Below are 17539 nucleotides of genomic sequence, written 5' to 3'. Positions count from 1 at the left end.
CGACAGCGGGACGGAGAAAATCGGCCCCCGATTGTCCCGGATCGGCGGGCGGGATACCAGCGCGCCGCCGGCCCTCCGTCGAACGCCCCATGTCCGGCGCGTGCGCACCGGCCAGGGTTCCGAACACGTCCGCAAGCTGACAAAGCTTTTATCCTCCGGTTCGCGCGGCGGTGCTATCGTCCGGGGCTATTCGCAGAATGACCTTCCCTGCACGCGCTGCCGTGAAAACGATCCCCTACTGGCTCGCCGGCCTGATCGGCGTGTGCATCGCGTGTGCCGCGGCCGCCGCCGAGGCTCCGCCGGCGCGACCGCTGTCGCTGCCCGAACTGACGGCGATCGCGCTGCGCAATCATCCGGACACGCGCATCGCCTGGGCCACGCTCGCGCAGTCGCAGGCCGCCGAGCGCATCGCCCGCGCCGGCTGGTGGCCGACCATCACCGCCAGCTACAGCGCGCAGCGCTCGCGCTCGATCGCATCAGGCGGCACCGAAGTGCCGGCGCAGACGCGTTACGGACCGAGCGTGAGCCTCAGCTATCTGCTGTTCGACTTCGGCACGCGCGGCGGCAGCATCGAGCGCGCCGCCGCCGAGCGCATGGCCTCCGAATTCAGTCTCAACCAGACGCTGCAGGACGTGGTGCTGGCGGTGGAGTCCAGCTACTACACCGTGATCGGCAGCGCCGCGCTGGCTGACGCCAGCCAGCAGGCGCTCGACGAGGCGCAGGCCAATCTCGACGCCGCTCGCACCAAGCACGCCGCCGGCCTGGCGACGATCGCCGACGTCTATCAGGCCGAGGCGGCGCGCGCCGCCGCACAGCTGACGCAGCAACGCGCGCAGGGTGACTATCGCATCGCCCAGGGCGCGCTCGCCGGCGCGCTCGGCTACTCGCCGGCGACGCCGCTGCAACTCGTCGACTGGGTCCCGGAGCAGGCCGCGATCGAGCGGCCGGCGCAGTCGCTCGGCGAACTGCTCGATCGCGCGCGCCGCGCGCGTCCGGAACTGCTCGCCGCGCAGGCCAGCGAGCAGGCCGCTTCGGCCGCGGTCCGCGCCGCACGCGGCAACGCGCTGCCGACGCTGCGCCTGAACGGCAGCGCCGGACAGACGCGCATCGTCGATCGCGGCTCCAGCGAGCAATACAGCGCCGGCCTGAGCCTGAGCGTGCCGCTGTTCCAGGGCTTCGCGCTGCGCGCGGCGATCGACGACGCGCGCGCCAGCCTCGACAGCGCCCGCGCCTCGACCGAAGCCTTGCGCCTGACGGTCGAACAGCAGGTCTGGAGCGCCTATCAGGCGGTCGATACCGCGTACGGCAACCTCGACGCCAGCCGCGTGCAGCTCGAATCCGCCGAACGCGCCGCCGAGGCGATCCGGGCCCGCTACAAGAACGGCCTGTCGAGCATCCTCGAAGTGCTGACCACCGAATCGACCCTGGCGCAGGCGCGCGTCGCGCGCATCCAGGCCTTCCTCGACTGGTATCTGGCCCTCGCCACCCTTGCCCACGATGCCGGCGGCCTGCATGCCGCCGTCGACAGCCCCGACACCGGAGCGTTGCCTTGAGTCTTCGCCGCCTGGCGCTCGTCGCCGTCCTCGTCCTCATCGTCGCCGCGATCGTCTGGCGCACGCGCCACACCGGCAACGCGCACGGCCCGCACGGCAACGAGCCGGCCACCGTCGCGCTGGCGACCGTGCGCAGCGGCACCGCGCCGGTGCTGCTCGGCGCAGTCGGCAACGTCGTCAGCCCGCACACGGTCAACGTGCGGCCGCAGGTCGCCGGCACGCTCAAGGAAATCTATTTCAGCGAGGGCGACAGCGTCACCGCCGGCCAGAAGCTGTTCCTGATCGATCCGGCCCCGTACCAGGCGGCGCTGGCGCAGTCGCGCGCGCAGCTCGCCGTCGATCGCGCCTCGCTGTCGGCGGCGCGCGCGCAGTTCGAGCGCATGAAGCCGCTCGCCGAGAAGGACTACGTGACCTCGCAGGAATACGACGACGCGCGCGCCGCCGCCGAGGAATCCGCCGCCCGCGTCGTCGCCGACGAGGCCGCGGTGCAGACCGCCGAGATCAATCTCGGCTACACGCTGATCCGCTCGCCGATCGCCGGCCGCACCGGCAGCGTCGCCGCCAAGACCGGCAATCTGGTCAGCGCCAGCGACGGCACGCCGCTGGTCGTCATCAACGAGATCGACACCGTGCAGGTGCAGTTCGCGCTGCCGCAGAGCCAGCTCGCCGACGTCCAGCAGGCACTGACGCGCGGCGAAGTCCCGGTCGAAGTGCTCGGCGACGACGCCGAACATCCGCTGGCGCGCGGCCGGCTCAATTTCATCGAGAACGCCGTCGATCCGAGCACCGGCACGGTCGCGCTGAAGGCGCTGATCGACAACGCCGATCACCGTCTCTGGCCGGGCACCTTCGTCACCGTGCGTCTGCAGCTCGCTGTCGAGGATGGCGCCCTGCTGGTGCCCGAATCGGCGGTACAGCCCGGCGCCGAGGGCCAGTACGTGTTCGTGGTCGACGCCGACGGCAAGGCCCAGCTGCGCACCGTCACGATCGATCGCCAGGTCGGCGGCGAACTGGTCGTGACGCACGGCCTGAAAGCCGGCGAGACGATCGTCGCCAAGATCCCGCACAACCTGCAGCCGGGCACTGCCGTGATCGGCATCGGCCAGCACACGGACGGCAAGCCGGGCGGCCGGCCGTGAGCATCTCCGAAATCTTCATCCGCCGGCCGGTCGCCACCACCACGCTGATGGTGGCGCTGGTGCTGTTCGGCATCTTCGCCTACCGCTCGCTGCCGGTCGCCGAACTGCCGAATGTCGACTTCCCGACGATCAGCGTCAGCGCTTCGCTGCCCGGCGCCGATCCGGACACCATGGCGGCGACGGTCGCGACGCCGCTCGAACGCCAGTTCACGCAGATTCCCGGCATCGACTCGATGACCTCGAGCAGCACGGTCGGCAGCACGCGCATCACGCTGCAGTTCGCGCTCGAACGCAACATCGACGCCGCCGCGCAGGACGTGCAGACGGCGATCGCCCAGGCCCGCCGCCAGCTGCCGAGCGACATGCCGCAGGACCCGACGCTGCGCAAGGTCAACCCGGCCGACTCGCCGATCATGTTCATCGCGATGAGCGCGACGACGATCCCGATGACGCAGCTCGACGAATTCGCCGAGACGCGCGTCGCCGACCGCCTGTCGCAGGTCGACGGCGTCGCCCAGGTGGTCGTCTACGGCTCCAAGAAATACGCGGCGCGCCTTTACCTCAACCCGCAGGCGCTCAATGCGCGCGGCCTGTCGCTGCTGCAGGTCTCGGACGCGATCGCCGGCGCCAACAGCAACCAGCCGAGCGGCACTCTGTACGGCGCCCAGCGCAGCTACACGGTGCAGGCCGACGGCCAGCTGCGCGACGCCGCCGCCTACAACGACACCGTGCTCGCCTACCGCAACGGTGCGCCGGTGCGCCTGCGCGACGTCGGCCGCGCGGTCGACAGCATCGCCAACGACAAGCAGGCGACCGAATTCAACGGCCGTCCGTCGATCGTCGTCGCCGTTTCGCGCCAGCCGGGCACCAACACCGTGTCGATCGCCGAAGCGGTGCGCGCGCTGCTGCCGGAGCTGGAGAAGCAGGCGCCGGGCGACGCCAAGGTCGACATCATGTTCGACCGCAGCGAGTTCATCGAGGAATCGATCGACGACGTCAAGCTGACGCTGCTGCTGTCGATCGTGCTGGTCATCGGCGTCATCTACGTGTTCCTGCGCGACGGCCGCGCCACGCTGATCGCGGCGCTGGCGCTGCCCGCCTCGCTGTTCGGCACCTTCGGCCTGATGTTCCTGTTCGGCTACTCGCTCGACAATCTGTCGCTGATGGCGCTGACGCTGTCGGTCGGCTTCGTCGTCGACGACGCCATCGTCGTGCTCGAGAACATCTCGCGCCATCGCGAGCACGGCATGCCGGGCGCGCGCGCGGCGAGCGTCGGCGCCGCCGAGATCGGCCCGACGGTGATCTCGATGACGCTGTCGCTGGTCGCCGTGTTCATCCCGATTCTGTTCATGGGCGGCATCATCGGCCGCCTGTTCCGCGAATTCTCGATGACGGTGGCGATCGCCATCCTGCTGTCGGCGCTCGTTTCGCTGACGCTGACGCCGATGCTGTGCGCGCGCTTCCTCGGCGACCATCATGCGCAGCCGCAAGGGCGCTTCTACCGCATCACCGAACGTGCCTTCGACGCCGCGCTCGGCGTCTACGCGCGCTCGCTGCGCTGGGCGCTGCAGCATTACCGCCTGATGCTGGTGATCGCCGCGGCGACGCTGGTGGCGACGGTGTTCGCGTTCCGCATCGTGCAGACCGGCTTCATCCCGACCCAGGACATCGGCCTGTTCTCCGGCGACGTCGAGGGGCCGGACGGCATCACCTTCGACGAGATGATGGAGCTGCAGCGCCAGGTCGCCGCGATCGTGCTGAAGAATCCGAACGTGCAGGGCGTGCAATCCTCGGTCGGCCAGGGTCAGGGCGGCGTATCGAGCAGCAACGGCGGCCGCCTGATGATCCGCCTCAAGCCGCTGCACGATCGCGACGCGACGGCCGACGAGGTCATCGCCCAGCTGCGCCAGTCGCTGCGCGCGGTGCCGCTGCTGCACGTCTATCTGCAGAACCGCCCGGCGATCCGCATCGGCGGCTTCGGCGGTTCCGGCAACTACCAGTACGTGCTGCAGGGCAACGACTTCGACACGCTCGGCGCCGCCTCGCGCGAGCTGCAGGCGAAGATGGGCGGCGTGCCGGGCATCCGCGACGTCAACAGCGATCTGCAGTTCAACAACCCGCAGATCGACGTGCGCATCGACCGCGACCGCGCCGCGGCGTTGAACGTCTCGGTCGCCGACATCCAGCGCACGCTCTACGCCGCCTACGGCACGCGCAAGATCAGCACGATCTACACCAGCACCAACCAGTACGACGTCATCGTCCAGGTCGAGCCGCGCTACCAGCGCGACGCCGAAGCGCTGAGCACGCTCTACGTGCCGACCGCCGCCGGCGGGCTCGTGCCGCTCGGCAGCGTGGCGACGATGGTGCGCAGCGTCGGCCCGGTCGCCGTCAACCACTACGCGCAGCTGCCGGCCGTGACGATCGGCTTCGATCTGCTGCCGGGCGTTTCGCTCGGCGACGTCACCGGCCCGATCGAGCGGCTCGCCGCCGAAGTGCTGCCCGAGAACGTCAACGGCACCTTCGCCGGCACCGCGGCGACCTTCCAGAAATCGCTGGTCGACCTGCCGGTGCTGCTGCTGTTCAGCATCGCCGTCATCTACATGGTGCTGGCGATCCTCTACGAGCACTTCATCCACCCGCTGACGATCCTCACGGCGCTGCCGCTGGCGGCGATCGGCGCGCTGCTGGCGCTGGGGCTGTTCGGCTCGGAACTGAACGTGTTCAGCTTCGTCGGCCTGATCCTGCTGGTCGGCCTGGTCAAGAAGAACGGCATCATCATGGTCGACTTCGCGATCGCCCGGCGCCGCGAAGGCGTCAGCGCGCGCGACGCGATCCTCGAAGCCTGCACGGTGCGTTTCCGGCCGATCATGATGACGACGCTGGCGGCGATCCTCGGCGTGCTGCCGATCGCGCTCGGTCTCGGCGCCGGCGCCGAATCACGACAGCCGCTCGGCATCGCCGTGGTCGGCGGCCTGCTGACCTCGCAGATGCTGACGCTCTACATCACGCCGGCGTTCTATCTGACGATGGAGGGCCTGAGCGAGCGCTGGCAGCGGCGCAAGACCAACAAGGCCGCGGGCGCCACCGCAGCGCCCTGATCGTCCCGTAGCCGCGGCGCAGAAAGCAGCCTTGCTGCGCCGGTTTTTCCGGACACGAGTCAAGGAAAGCGAGCGCCTGATCGAGTGCCGGGCGGCGTTGCGCCGACGGCCAGTCGCCCTGCCGTTGCCCGGACGAGCACGGCTGCCGGCGAGCATCCGAAGCATGAAGAGGACGTAGCAGAAGAAGCCTGCCGAACGCGCCAAGCCTGAAAGCAGCTTTCGGCGATCGAAGGCGGCAGCCCGTACCAGCTGACCCCGGCACCCGGCATCGCCGCTACCGTTGCTCCCTTCCGGGCCTGGCGGGGTTCACGGTTTGCCGTCGCGGAGGGCCGGCACGGGCCACCATCGAAGCCTCGCGCGGACCGCAGGTCCCTGCGAGGGACGCGAAGTGTGCCTGATTCGACGCGGCGCTGCCAGCCGCGCCGGCGCTCAACCGGCGGCGGCCTTGGCGGCGCGCGCTTCGCGCTGCTCGCGCAGCGTCAGCGCCACCTTGTTGCGCAGATAGACCGGCAGCAGCTGCGCGGCGCTGATCGTGCCGCCGTCGCGAAACGCCGGCAGCGCCAGCGTCAGCGCATCGGCGGCGCGCGGCAACGCCGCATCGTCGAGCGACTGCAGCCAGGCTTCGCCGACCGCAGCACGCAGCGCTTCGTAGCGCCAGCCGGTGCCGACCGCGACCAGCGGCGCGTCGGCCGGCGCGACCTCGGCCGGGGCGCAGACCCGCGGCGCGCCGAGCGGCTGCGCGAGGCCGTCGGCATCGGCCGTATAGGCGGCGACATAGACCTCGTTCATGCGCGCGTCGATCGCACTGAGCACCCGCCCGGCGCCGGCGGCGATCGCCGGCTGCGCGAGCATCGCCAGCGAGCTGACGCCGACCACCGGCCGCTCGTGCGCGAGCGCGAGTCCCTTGACGAAGCTGACGCCGATGCGCACGCCGGCGAAGCTGCCGGGACCGACGCCGCAGACGTAGCCGTCGAGCTGCGCGAAGCCGAGCCCGGCCTCCGCCATCAACGCCTGCACCATCGGCGCGAGCTTGGCGGTATGGCCGCGCTCGGTCGCCTCGAAGCGCACCAGCGTACGGCCGCCGACATGCAGGGCGGCGGAGCAGGCTTCGGTGGCGGTATCGAGCGCGAGCAGGTTCATAGCGTGGACAGGAATTCTCGCACGGCGTCGAGCTCACGCAGCACCGGCATGCGCGGCAGGCTCGCCAGCACGCGGCGGCCGTAGGCTTTCGAGCTGATGCGCGGATCGCAAAGCATCAGCAGGCCGCGGTCGGACGGATCACGGATCAGGCGGCCGGCGCCCTGACGCAGCATCACGATCGCCTCCGGCAACTGCAGGTCGAAGAACGGCGTGCCGCCGCGGCGGCGGATCGCGTCGAGCTTGGCCTCGAATACCGGATCGCCGGGCGCCGCGAACGGCAGGCGATCGATGATCACGCAGCGCAGCGCACTGCCCTTGACGTCGACGCCCTCCCAGAAGCTGCTGGTGCCGACCAGCACGGCATTGCCGTCCTCGGCGAAGGCGTCGAGCAGCGCCGAGCGGCTGTCATCGCCCTGCACCAGCACGCGCAGCTTGAGCTGGGCGCGCAGGCGCTCGGCGATCTGGCGCAGCGCGCGATGGCTGGTGCAGAGCACGAAGGCGCCGCCGCCGGCGGCCTCGATCACCGGCTGCGCGGCGGCGGCGACCGCCAGCGGATAGCGCGGATCGTTCGGCTCCGGCAGCCCGGACGGCAGGTACAGGCGCGCCTGCCGCGCGTAATCGAAGGGGCTGTCGAGGCGCAGCGTCTGCGCGTCGTCGAGCCCGAGCGCGCGGCTGAAGTGCCCGAAGTCCTCGCCGACCGCGAGCGTCGCCGAAGTGAACAGCCAGGTGCCCGGATAGGTCTCGCGCATGCGCTGGAAATCGTCGGCGACTTCGATCGGCGTCGCGTTGACGCTGCCGCCGCGGATCAGCGCCTCGACCCAGCGCACTTCGTGCAGCGCCGCCGCCTCCGCCTCGGCGGGCGGCGGCGGCTCGCGCAGCACATGCGTCCAGCGTTCGAGCAGCCCGACGGCGCGCTCCAGTGCGGCGGCGAACTCGGCATCGCGTTCCTCGAGCGGCGACAGCATCTGGCGCAGACCGGCCAGCGAATCGCCGACCTGCTCGGCGACGCGGCGGCGCTCGTCGTCGGCGAGGAAGGCCGTCAGCGGCTGGCGCTGCGGCAGGCCGGCGAACAGCTGCTCGAAGCGCGTGACGTCGCCTGAGAAGACCTGCGCCGCCTCGACCAGCGCCGACAGGTCCGGCTGCAACTGCGCCTCGGCCTGCACGTCGCGCGCGAGCTCCTGCAGCTGGCGCGTCGACACGCGCCGGCCGAAGAACTCGGCCGCGAGTTCCGGCAGCTGGTGGGCCTCGTCGATGATGATGGCGTCGCTGCCGGACAGGATCTGGCCGAAGCCCTGGTCCTTCAGCACGAAGTCGGCGAGCAGCAGATGGTGGTTGACGACGACGAGATCGGCGGCCTGCGCGTTGCGCCGCGCCCGCGCGACGAAGCACTGCTCGAAGTCGTCGCAGCGGCTGCCGAGGCAGTTGTCGGCGGTCGAGGTGATCTGCCGCACCAGGCCGTCGTCCTCGCGCGCCTCGCCGATGACCGGTCCGAGCTCCGCCAGTTCGCCGGCGTCGGTGCGCCGCGCCCAGTCCTCGATCGCGCGCAGCCGGTCCCAGGCCCAGCGCAGCGCCGGCAGGCCGCGCGCGCGCTTCATGCGGTACAGGCACAGATAGTTGGCGCGGCCCTTCAGCAGCGCGACGCGGGCCGGCGCGCGCAGCGCATCGCGCACGCGCGGCAGATCGCGATGAAACAGCTGGTCCTGCAGCGTGCGCGTGCCGGTCGAGACCAGCGTGCGCTTGCCGGACAGCAGCGCCGGCACCAGGTACGCATAGGTTTTGCCGGTGCCGGTGCCGGCCTCGACGACCAGCGCGGCCTCGCGCTCGTAGGCGTCGGCGACCGCCGCCGCCATGCGCTGCTGCGGCTCGCGCGCCGCGAAGCCGGGCAGGCCCGAGAACGGACCGCCGTCGCCGAGCAGTCCGGCGATCTCCTCCGGCGTCACGCGCGCGCCGCCGGCGCGACCGGCCGGCCGGCCGTCACGGCGTGCCCGGCGCCGCGCTCAGCTGCGCCTGCAGCGCCTCGACCTGCGCCGAAGCCTGCAGCGCGCCGATGGCATCGCCGCGCGCGTCGCGGGCGGCGGCGATCGTCTTCCAGTTCTCGACGGCGACGTAAACGTTGCCGCGCGCCAGCGCGTTCGACTTCTGCGCGACCGACTCGGCCTGCAGGTAGTTCTTCTGGGCGAGATAGGCCTGGCCGAGTGCCGACCAGACGAAGTAGTTGCGCGGCTCGATGCGCAGTGCGCGTTCGAGCACGCCGGCGGCGCGGTCCGGCTGGCCGGCGCTGCGGTACTGGCGCGCCTGCTTCATCAGTGCGGTGACGGCGCTGCCGCTGATCTGCTCGGCGCTCTTCGGAAAGCTGGCGAGCGGCGGCGCCGGCGGCTCGACCACGGCCGGCGCTTCGAGCGGCTTGGGCTCCGGCTGTGCCGGCGGCGGCGGCAAGGGCTCGGCCTGCGGCCCCGAGGCCGGCGGATAGATCTGGTGGGTACCCTGCGTGGTCTGGCAGGCCGCCAGGACGAGGGCGGCGACGGCAACGATCAGCTTTGAACGCACGGGAAGCAATCCGGGGGAGCGGTCGACGTCGCTATTGTAGCCGGCGGACCCCGGCGCGCGGCCGCGCGCGCCGGAGTGCCATCCTCAGTGCCCGAAAATGTCCTTGAGCCATTGCAGCGGCCCCTGCTCCGCCTGCGCCGCGCACGGCGCCCAGTCCTGCGGACCGGAGCCGCGCAGGTAAGGAACGGTGACGGCGTTGTAGCAGTGCTCGTCGGCGCGCAGCCCGCTGTCGGGATCGATGAGGATTTCCTCGACCGAGCCCGGCGGGATCGGCTCGATGCTGCGCACGTGCAGGTCCTTCATCACCCGCGACCAGATCGGCAGCGCACCGGACGAGCCCGACAGGCCGGTCGACTGGTTGTCGTCGCGGCCGACCCAGATCACCGTCACCCGATCGGCACCGAAGCCGGCGAACCAGGCGTCGCGGTAGTCGTCGGTGGTGCCCGACTTGCCGGCCACGACCACGTCCGGCGACAGCTGCGTGTACGCCGCGCGACCGGTGCCGAGCGTCATGACCTTCTGCATGGCCCAGGTCAGCAGATAAACCGGCCCCTCGGCGATCGTCTGCTTCACTTCCAGCGGGAAACGCTGCAGCGGCTGGCCTTCCTTGGTCTGCACCTCGCGGATCGCCGACGGCCGCGCCTGGAAGCCGCCGGAGGCGATCGTGCCGTACATCTGCGCGACCTGCAGCGGCGAGGCGTCGAGCGCGCCGAGGAAGATCGACGGCAGCGCCTTGGCCTCGCCCTGGTAACCGGCGGCCCGCATGGTCTTGAGCACCGCATCCGGGCCGAGCGCGAGGCCGAGGCGCACGGTCGGCAGGTTGTACGACTGCGCGAGCGCCATATAGAGATGCTGCGGACCGTGCAACTGGCGGTCGTAGTTCTTCGGTGCCCACAGCGCGGCGCCGGGCAGCTTGAGCTCGATCGGCTCGTCCTCGAGCACGGTTTCGAGGTTGTACTGGTCCGGTTGCTGCAGCGCCGTCAGGTAGACGAAGGGCTTGGCCAGCGAGCCGATCGAACGCCGCGAGTCGAGCGCGCGGTTGAAGCCCGGGAAGCGCACGTCGCGGCCGCCGACCAGCGCCAGCACCTCGCCGCGGTCGGCGCTGGTGATCGCGCCGGCGGCTTCGAGCAGGCCGGGCTTGATCTTGCGCATCTTCTCGATCAGCGGCAGCTGTTCGAGGACGCGTGTCTCCAGCGCCTCCTGCGCGCGCGGATCGAGCGTGGTGAAGATGCGCAGACCCTCGTTGGTGAGATCCTCTTCCTTGTAGTCGGCCTCCAGCTGGCGGCGCACCAGCTGCACGAACGCCGGATAGCGCTCGACACCGCCGCCGCGACCGCCGACCACGCCGAGCGGCATCTGCACGTACTGCTGGTAGTCGGCGTCGCTGATCAGGCCCTCGTCGCGGAACACGCCGAGCACCAGATTGCGGCGCTCGGTCGCCCGCTTCGGATTGCGCCGCGGGTTGTAGTACGACGGCCCCTTGACGATGCCGACCAGCAGCGCGATCTCGTGCGGGCGCAGCTCGTTGAGCGGCTTGTTGAAATAGAACTGCGCGCCGAGGCCGAAGCCATGCACCGCGCGGTTGCCGTCCTGGCCGACGTGCACCTCGTTGAGATAGGCCTCGAGGATCTCGTCCTTGCTGTAGTGGCTCTCCAGCAGCAGCGCCATGAACGCTTCGTTGAACTTGCGGTTCCAGGTCTGCCGGCTGTTGAGGAAGAAGTTCTTGATCAGCTGCTGGGTGATCGTGCTGCCGCCCTGCACGACATGCCCGGCGCGCAGATTGGCGACGCTGGCGCGCAGGATCGCCTTGAGGCTGACGCCGGAATGCGAGTAGAAGTCGTGGTCCTCGACCGCGACCAGGCCCTTCGGCAGCAGCGGCGGCAGATCGGCGAGCCGCACCAGCACGCGGTCCTCGCCCTGCTTCGGATAGATGCTGCCGATCAGCATCGGGTCGAGGCGCACGATATCGCGGGCCTCGCCGCTGCTCGCATCGGTGACGGCCGAGACGATGTCGCCGCTGAAGGTAACGCTGAGCTTCTGCGCCGGCTGCGGGCCGTCCCAGAAGCTGAAAGCGCGCGCGTACAGATCGACGCGCTGCGCGCCGGCGCTGTAGGTGCCGGTCATGCCCAGCTCGGCGTCCTCGCGATAGCCGAGGCGGGACAGCTCGTGCACCAGATCGCGGGCGTTCAGCGGCAGACCGACGTAAAGCTCCTGCGGCGCGGCGTAGACCTGGGCCGGCAGCGCCCAGCGCGCGCCGGCGAAGCGATCGCGGATTTCGCGGTCGAGCTTGATGAGATAACCGGCGAAGAAGACGCCGCCGATGCTGAGCAGCAGCACGAGCGCCGAAATCGCGACGATTTTGACGGAGCGGAAGGAGACGGCCATAAGCCCGCAAGTTTAGAGGATTCGGACCGGCCTTCGCGCCCCGCCCGCGGCGAACCGCCGCAAGCTCGTGATTCAGGCTCCATTCAGAAAAAAAAGAAGCCCGGCTTGCGCCGGGCTCCGAGCTGCTACCACTTGGGAACTGCGCGTTGCTTAGAACGTGTAGACCAGCGCGACGCCGACCGTGTCGGTCTTCGGCTTGTTGATGGTCTCGGTCGCCGGCGCGGTGCCGAGCGTGACCGGCTTGTCCTGCTCGTAGGCGACGTAGTACAGCTGCGAGACGAGCGACTTGCTCAGCTTGTAGTCGACGCCGAACGCCATTTCCTTGCGCTTGTAGTCCGAAGCGTCGCCCTTGGTCTGGCCGTACTGGGCCTTGAGCTTGAAGGCGCTGATCGAGTAGCCGACCGACGCCATCCAGGTGTTGTCCTGCTTGTCGCTGGCGTTGTCGCTGACGCCGCCGACCTTGCGATCGACGCCCTGGGCCTGCTGGTACAGCGCGGCGATCTCGAGGTCGGTGATCGGCTTGACGGCGACCGTGGCGCGCAGGATGTCGATCGCGTACGGCGAGCCGTCGACCTTCAGGCCCGACACTTCGTTGCCGGCGTAGGCGAGCGAGGCGTAGACCATCTTCATGTCGAACACGAGCGAGGCGTAGTACGTGTCGGCCAGACCGTTGTCGACGTCGCTGTTGTCGTCGGCAGCGGCGCGGCCTTCGCCCGGAGCGACCGCAACGTTGAACGAGAACATGTCGCCCAGCGTCGGCGAGGTGTACTGAATCATGTTGTTGGCGCGCGTCTCACCCGACATCAGGTTCGTGTCGTCGCCGATCGTGTCGTTGAACTGGTCGGCCTTCTCACCGGCGACCTTCACCGGCGTGTCGTACTTGCCGAACTTGACCGTACCCCAGCCGCCCTTCAGGCCGACGAAGATGTTGCGCTCCGAGAACGGGGTGTTTTCCGAACCATCCGGATCGATGCCGTATTCGAGCTGGTAGATGACCTTCAGATCGCCGAGGCCGACATCCTGGTCGCCCTTGAAGCCGAGGCGCGAGGAGTTGTTGTTGTCGCGGAACTTCCAGGTGTTGTCCTTGCCGGCAACCGTCTTGTCCTTGTTGAAGTCGAGACCGATCTCGTCCTTCTGGCTGTCCAGACCGATGTTGAACTTGCCGTACACCTTGGTGTCAGCGAACGCCGCGCTCGGAATGGCGAAAACGGCCCCCACAGCGATCGCAAGCAGATTCTTGTTCACGCAAACATCTCCTTCAGGATATCGATTAAGAATTTGGACGCAGCTCACTGCATCGCAGGTTCGGCCGCACTCCCTGCGGCCCTCGCACCACGGCGCAGGTGCGTTGCGACATGGCTCTGCGGACGGCGCGCAGTATGGGGACGGCTGGTGACTGAATCTTTGCAGCTTTGTGACGCTTAAATGACAAAGCCCCGGGCATGCCGGGGCTTGGTTCGTGAAGGCCGCGAAAGCCGAGATTCAGCGCGGCTTACCCGCCCTTGTCGGACTCGCGCCGTCCGCCGGCGCTCAGGGTTGTTCGCCGACCCAGCGCAGGAATTCGCGCCGCTGGCTGTCGCCCGACTGCGCCCACCAGGTCTTGATCGTCTCCAGCCAGTCGCCGCCGGCAACGGTCTTGCCGTCCTCGCCGCCGACCCAGCGCAGGAACCCGCGGCGCTCGTCGGCGCTCGCCTGCTTCCACCAGCCCTTCATCAGACTCACCCAATCACGCCCGGCGGCGCCCGCCGCCGGAGCGACCGATCCCGCGGCAGTGGACGCCGCAACGGACGGGACTGCCACCGCCGATACCGGCGGCGCGACCGGCGCCACCGTCGGCGCGGGCGGCAGCGGCCGCACCGGCTGGACGGCGCGCGGACCTTCCGCACCGCGGTCGGCGACCAAGCCGCCGTCACCGCTCACCTGGGCCAGCACGCCTTCCTTGAACTTCACGCCGCTGTCGACCGACGCCGTGCGCGTACCGCCGGTCTGGTCATCGACCCACCCCTGGAAATCCTGGGCCAGGCGCTTGGCGCCCTCGTAGTTCGCCGGCTGCGGATAGCCGATGCGGTACTGGTGCCCGGCCTGGGCATCGATCACGAACAGCGCCGGGCTGCGCGAACGCAGCACGTCGCTGTTGTCGCCGCTCTGCCAGACCTCGCGGTAGTAGATCAGGGCCTCGTAGCGGCCGGGCAGGACTTCGAGGCGCTTGTCGCCCTTGCTCCACATGCCCTTGGCGCCCGGCACCTCGGTGCCGTTGATGCTGGCGACCTCCAGCTGCTCGGGCATGGTGATGACGGCGACCTGGGCGGCCGGCTTGGCCGCGCCCTCGTAGAGACGCAGCTGAGGACTGGCGCAGGCCGCCAGTGACAGCAGCAGAGCCGGGGCAATCAACTTCGCGAAACGAAACATGGCAACTCCGAAAAAAGCGGCCGCCGGCAAGCCGGGCGACCCGAACAAAAAAGGCTGCGAACCGCCGCAGCCTTCGAAGCCCTCGATAGCGCGCGCGCCATCAGTTCGAGGTGATTTCCTTTTCCACCGTCTCCAGCGACAGGTGGCGGACGTCCTTGCCCTTGACGAAGTAGATCACGTACTCGGAAATGTTCTTGGCATGGTCGCCCATGCGCTCCAGCGAGCGCACGCACCAGATGATGTCCATCACCCGGCCGATCGTGCGCGGGTCTTCCATCATGAAGGTGATGCACTGGCGCAGCAGCGCTTCGTACTCGCGGTCGACCTCGCGGTCCTGGCGGGCGACGTTCAGCGCCGCCTCGGCGTCCATGCGGGCGAAGGCATCGAGCGCGTCGCGAACCATCTGCGAAACCTGGCGCGACAGGTGCTGGACCTCGCGCATGTTCTCGTGAATCCGCTCCTGCGCGGCCAGATCCTTGGCCATGCGCGCGACCTTGCCGGCCTCGTCGCCGATGCGTTCGAGGTCGGTGATGGTCTTGATCACGGCGTAGACCAGGCGCAGGTCGCTGGCCGTCGGCTGACGGCGGGCGAGGATGCGCGAGCATTCCTCGTCGATCGAGACCTCGAGCTGATTGATCTTGAAGTCGTTGAGATTGACCTGCTCGGCGAGATCGGCATCCAGGTCCATCAACGCCGTGGTGGCGTCGACGATCTGCTGCTCGACCAGGCCACCCATCGCCATGACGCGCTGGCGCACGTCTTCGAGCTCGGCGTTGAACTGGCTCGAAATGTGTTGGCGGAAAATCGGCTTGTCCATGTGCTTGCGTGATCCGGTGATTGGTGAGCCGCGGCTCTGCTCGTGACTATAGACATTCCGTCCGCGGTTTTCACAGCGTGGCGGGGCGGGCGCGCCGGCGGGTGGGCGTGGCGCAGGCGCGGCACTCTGCGGTCTGTTTATGACGGCCAAATGACATGTCGGCGGCATTTCCGTGAAAACGCCGGCCGGAGCGATATAAAGTCGCCCGGCTCGCGCCATCCGGCCGCCGGCGGGACATTGCAACGAAACTGTAAAACAGGGCCGTTAACCTCGCGCCGCTCATCGATACCCACGATGATTCATCCACTACAACGGAGACACCCCAGTGACCGTTTTCCGCAAGACCCTCGCGCGCGTGTCGCTCGCCTTCGCGGGCGCCGCCCTCGCCGGCACCGCGATGGCCGCCGATATCTCGGGCGCCGGCGCGACCTTCCCCTATCCGATCTACGCCAAGTGGGCGGACGCCTATAAGAAGGAGACCAACATCGGCCTGAATTATCAGTCGATCGGTTCGGGCGGCGGCATCAAGCAGATCAAGGCCAAGACGGTCACGTTCGGCGCGTCCGACAAGCCGCTGAAGCCGGAAGAGCTCGACGAAATGGGCGCCATCCAGTGGCCGATGGTGATGGGCGGCGTGGTGCCGGTCATCAACGTCAAGGGCATCGCCCCGGGCCAGCTGACGCTGGACGGCAAGACCCTCGCCGACATCTTCCAGGGCCGCATCACCAAGTGGAACGACGCGGCGATCGCCAAGCTGAACCCGGGCGTCAACCTGCCGAAGACCGCGATCGCGGTCGCCCACCGCTCGGACGGCTCGGGCACGACCTTCAACTTCACCTACTACCTGGGTCAGGTCAGCGAATCGTGGCGCGTCAACGTCGGCGTCGACGCTTCGGTCGAATGGCCGGTCGGCATCGGCGGCAAGGGTAACGAAGGCGTGTCGGCCACGGTCACGCAGACCGAAGGCTCGATCGGCTACGTCGAGTACGCCTACGCGCTGCAGAACAAGATGACGTACACGAAGATGGTGAACAAGGACGGCAAGATCGTCTCGCCGAGCAGCGAAACGTTCGCCGCCGCCGCTGCCAACGCGGACTGGTCGAAGACCAAGAACTTCTACCTGATCCTCGCCGACCAGCCGGGCGCCGACAGCTGGCCGATGACCGCCGCGACGTTCATCATCATGTACAAGAAGCCGGTCAACGCGGCCGACTCGCTGATCGCGCTGAAGTTCTTCGACTGGGCGTACAAGAACGGCGGCAAGATGGCCGACGAACTCGACTACGTGGCGATGCCGAAGCCGGTCGTCGACATGGTCGAAAAGGCCTGGATGGACAACATCCGTGACGGCGGCAAGCCGGTCTGGACGAAGTAAGAAGTAGACTGTCGCGAAAACAGGAGGGGGCGCCATGCGCCCCCTCCTCTCGCTGTCACATTACAATTGCGTACAGGCTCGCGTGTCAGGGAGTGTCGTGAATAACGCCGTCACCGCCGTTGCCGGCAGGACCTCGTCCACGCTGGCGCGTAACAAGTTGCTGGACAGCCTCCTGCGCATTTCGACGCGCAGCGCGGCCATCGTCGTGCTGGTCATGCTGACCGGCGTCATCCTGTCGCTGGTCGACGGCGCGCTGCCCGCGCTCAAGACCTTCGGATTTTCGTTCATCCACACCCAATCCTGGAATCCGGTGACCGAGAAGTTCGGCGCCGCGGCTCCCGTCTACGGCACGATCGTCACGTCGCTGATCGCGATGCTGATCGGCGTGCCGATCAGCATCGGCATCGCCATCTTCATCACCGAGCTGTGCCCGCCGCGCCTGAAGCGCCCGATCAGCACCGCGATCGAGCTGCTCGCCGGCATTCCCAGCATCATCTATGGCATCTGGGGCCTGTTCGTGCTGGCCCCGCTGCTGCAGAAGTACGTGCAACCGCTGCTGATCGGCGCGTTCGAGAACGTGCCGGTACTGTCGTCGCTGTTCGCCGGACCGCCGTACGGCATCGGCATCCTGACGGCATCGCTGATCCTCAGCATCATGGTGCTGCCGTTCATCACCTCGATCACCCGCGACGTGTTCGAGACCGTGCCGCCGATGCTCAAGGAATCGGCTTACGGCCTCGGCTGCACGACCTGGGAAGTCGTCCGCCACGTGGTCCTGCCCTTCACCAAGACCGGCGTCATCGGCGGCGTCATGCTCGGCCTCGGCCGCGCGCTCGGCGAGACCATGGCGGTGACCTTCGTCATCGGCAACGCGCATCGCATCAGCCACTCGCTGCTCGCGCCCGGCACGACGATCTCGGCCAGCATCGCCAACGAATTCACCGAAGCCGACGGCGAGCTGTACACCTCGTCGCTGATCGCGCTCGGCCTGATTCTCTTCGTCATCACCTTCATCGTCCTGGCCGGCGCCCGCCTGCTGCTGCTGCGCATGAAGCGTGCGGAAGGCCACTGAC

12 protein-coding genes and 1 other RNA gene are annotated in these 17539 nt (G+C 68.8%); 5 read left to right on the top strand and 8 right to left on the bottom strand.

Going from position 1 to position 17539, the window contains the following annotated elements; genetic code table 11:
- The first annotated feature begins 221 nt into the window (after window positions 1–221).
- The 3 genes from K343_RS0107800 to K343_RS0107790 are packed head-to-tail and all read left to right on the top strand — an operon-like array spanning window position 222 to window position 5793.
- Complete coding sequence (locus tag K343_RS0107800; RefSeq protein ID WP_028007587.1) at window positions 222–1553, top strand: TolC family protein; 1332 nt, start codon at window positions 222–224, stop codon at window positions 1551–1553.
- Window positions 1550–2692 carry an efflux RND transporter periplasmic adaptor subunit gene (locus K343_RS0107795; protein ID WP_028007586.1) on the top strand — a complete coding sequence of 381 codons (1143 nt, stop codon included), beginning with the start codon at window positions 1550–1552 and terminating at the stop codon, window positions 2690–2692. The genes K343_RS0107800 and K343_RS0107795 overlap by 4 nt, the downstream gene beginning before the upstream one ends.
- On the top strand, window positions 2689–5793 hold the full coding sequence (locus K343_RS0107790) for an efflux RND transporter permease subunit (RefSeq protein WP_028007585.1): 3105 nt from the start codon (window positions 2689–2691) through the stop codon (window positions 5791–5793). The genes K343_RS0107795 and K343_RS0107790 overlap by 4 nt, the downstream gene beginning before the upstream one ends.
- A 239-nt stretch (window positions 5794–6032) precedes the next feature.
- Here K343_RS0107790 and ffs read toward each other — a convergent pair.
- The 8 genes from ffs to phoU form a co-directional block, all read right to left on the bottom strand.
- Window positions 6033–6129: signal recognition particle sRNA small type (gene ffs / locus K343_RS23950), an RNA gene on the bottom strand.
- A gap of 93 nt (window positions 6130–6222) precedes the next feature.
- Entirely contained in the window at window positions 6223–6933 is a 711-nt protein-coding gene (tsaB, locus tag K343_RS0107785; RefSeq protein ID WP_028007584.1) for a tRNA (adenosine(37)-N6)-threonylcarbamoyltransferase complex dimerization subunit type 1 TsaB, read from the bottom strand.
- Window positions 6930–8873, bottom strand: a complete 1944-nt coding sequence (gene yoaA / locus K343_RS0107780; protein WP_028007583.1) for a DNA repair helicase YoaA — start codon at window positions 8871–8873, stop codon at window positions 6930–6932. Before yoaA ends, tsaB begins: the two co-directional genes overlap by 4 nt.
- Window positions 8874–8907: 34 nt before the next feature.
- Window positions 8908–9480, bottom strand: a complete 573-nt coding sequence (locus K343_RS23325; RefSeq protein ID WP_051278049.1) for a tetratricopeptide repeat protein — start codon at window positions 9478–9480, stop codon at window positions 8908–8910.
- An 84-nt stretch (window positions 9481–9564) separates the two neighbouring features.
- A complete protein-coding gene (mrcB, locus tag K343_RS0107770; protein ID WP_028007582.1) occupies window positions 9565–11865 on the bottom strand; it encodes a penicillin-binding protein 1B in 2301 nt (766 codons plus the stop codon).
- Window positions 11866–12015: 150 nt separating this feature from the next.
- On the bottom strand, window positions 12016–13110 hold the full coding sequence (locus K343_RS21350) for a porin (RefSeq protein WP_051278048.1): 1095 nt from the start codon (window positions 13108–13110) through the stop codon (window positions 12016–12018).
- Window positions 13111–13395: 285 nt separating this feature from the next.
- Window positions 13396–14274: a DUF2057 family protein gene (locus K343_RS21345; protein ID WP_043112308.1), complete on the bottom strand. Its 879-nt coding sequence runs from the start codon at window positions 14272–14274 to the stop codon at window positions 13396–13398.
- Window positions 14275–14374: 100 nt separating this feature from the next.
- Window positions 14375–15091: a phosphate signaling complex protein PhoU gene (gene phoU, locus K343_RS0107755; RefSeq protein ID WP_028007581.1), complete on the bottom strand. Its 717-nt coding sequence runs from the start codon at window positions 15089–15091 to the stop codon at window positions 14375–14377.
- 325 nt (window positions 15092–15416) lie between these two features.
- On the opposite strand from phoU, the gene pstS reads away from it, so the two are divergent.
- Both pstS and pstC read left to right on the top strand, forming a co-directional pair.
- Window positions 15417–16466 (top strand): phosphate ABC transporter substrate-binding protein PstS, encoded by a 1050-nt coding sequence (gene pstS / locus K343_RS0107750; RefSeq protein ID WP_028007580.1) that lies wholly within the window; start codon window positions 15417–15419, stop codon window positions 16464–16466.
- Between the two features lie 34 nt (window positions 16467–16500).
- Window positions 16501–17538 carry a phosphate ABC transporter permease subunit PstC gene (gene pstC / locus K343_RS0107745; RefSeq protein ID WP_051278047.1) on the top strand — a complete coding sequence of 346 codons (1038 nt, stop codon included), beginning with the start codon at window positions 16501–16503 and terminating at the stop codon, window positions 17536–17538.
- Window position 17539: the final 1 nt, after the last annotated feature.

This window comes from Solimonas flava DSM 18980 (genome assembly GCF_000426685.1).
In the GTDB taxonomy this organism is placed as follows: Bacteria; Pseudomonadota; Gammaproteobacteria; order Nevskiales; family Nevskiaceae; genus Solimonas; species Solimonas flava.
Note: the sequence above shows the minus strand (reverse complement) of the source record. Positions and strands in the feature narration are given on the sequence as shown.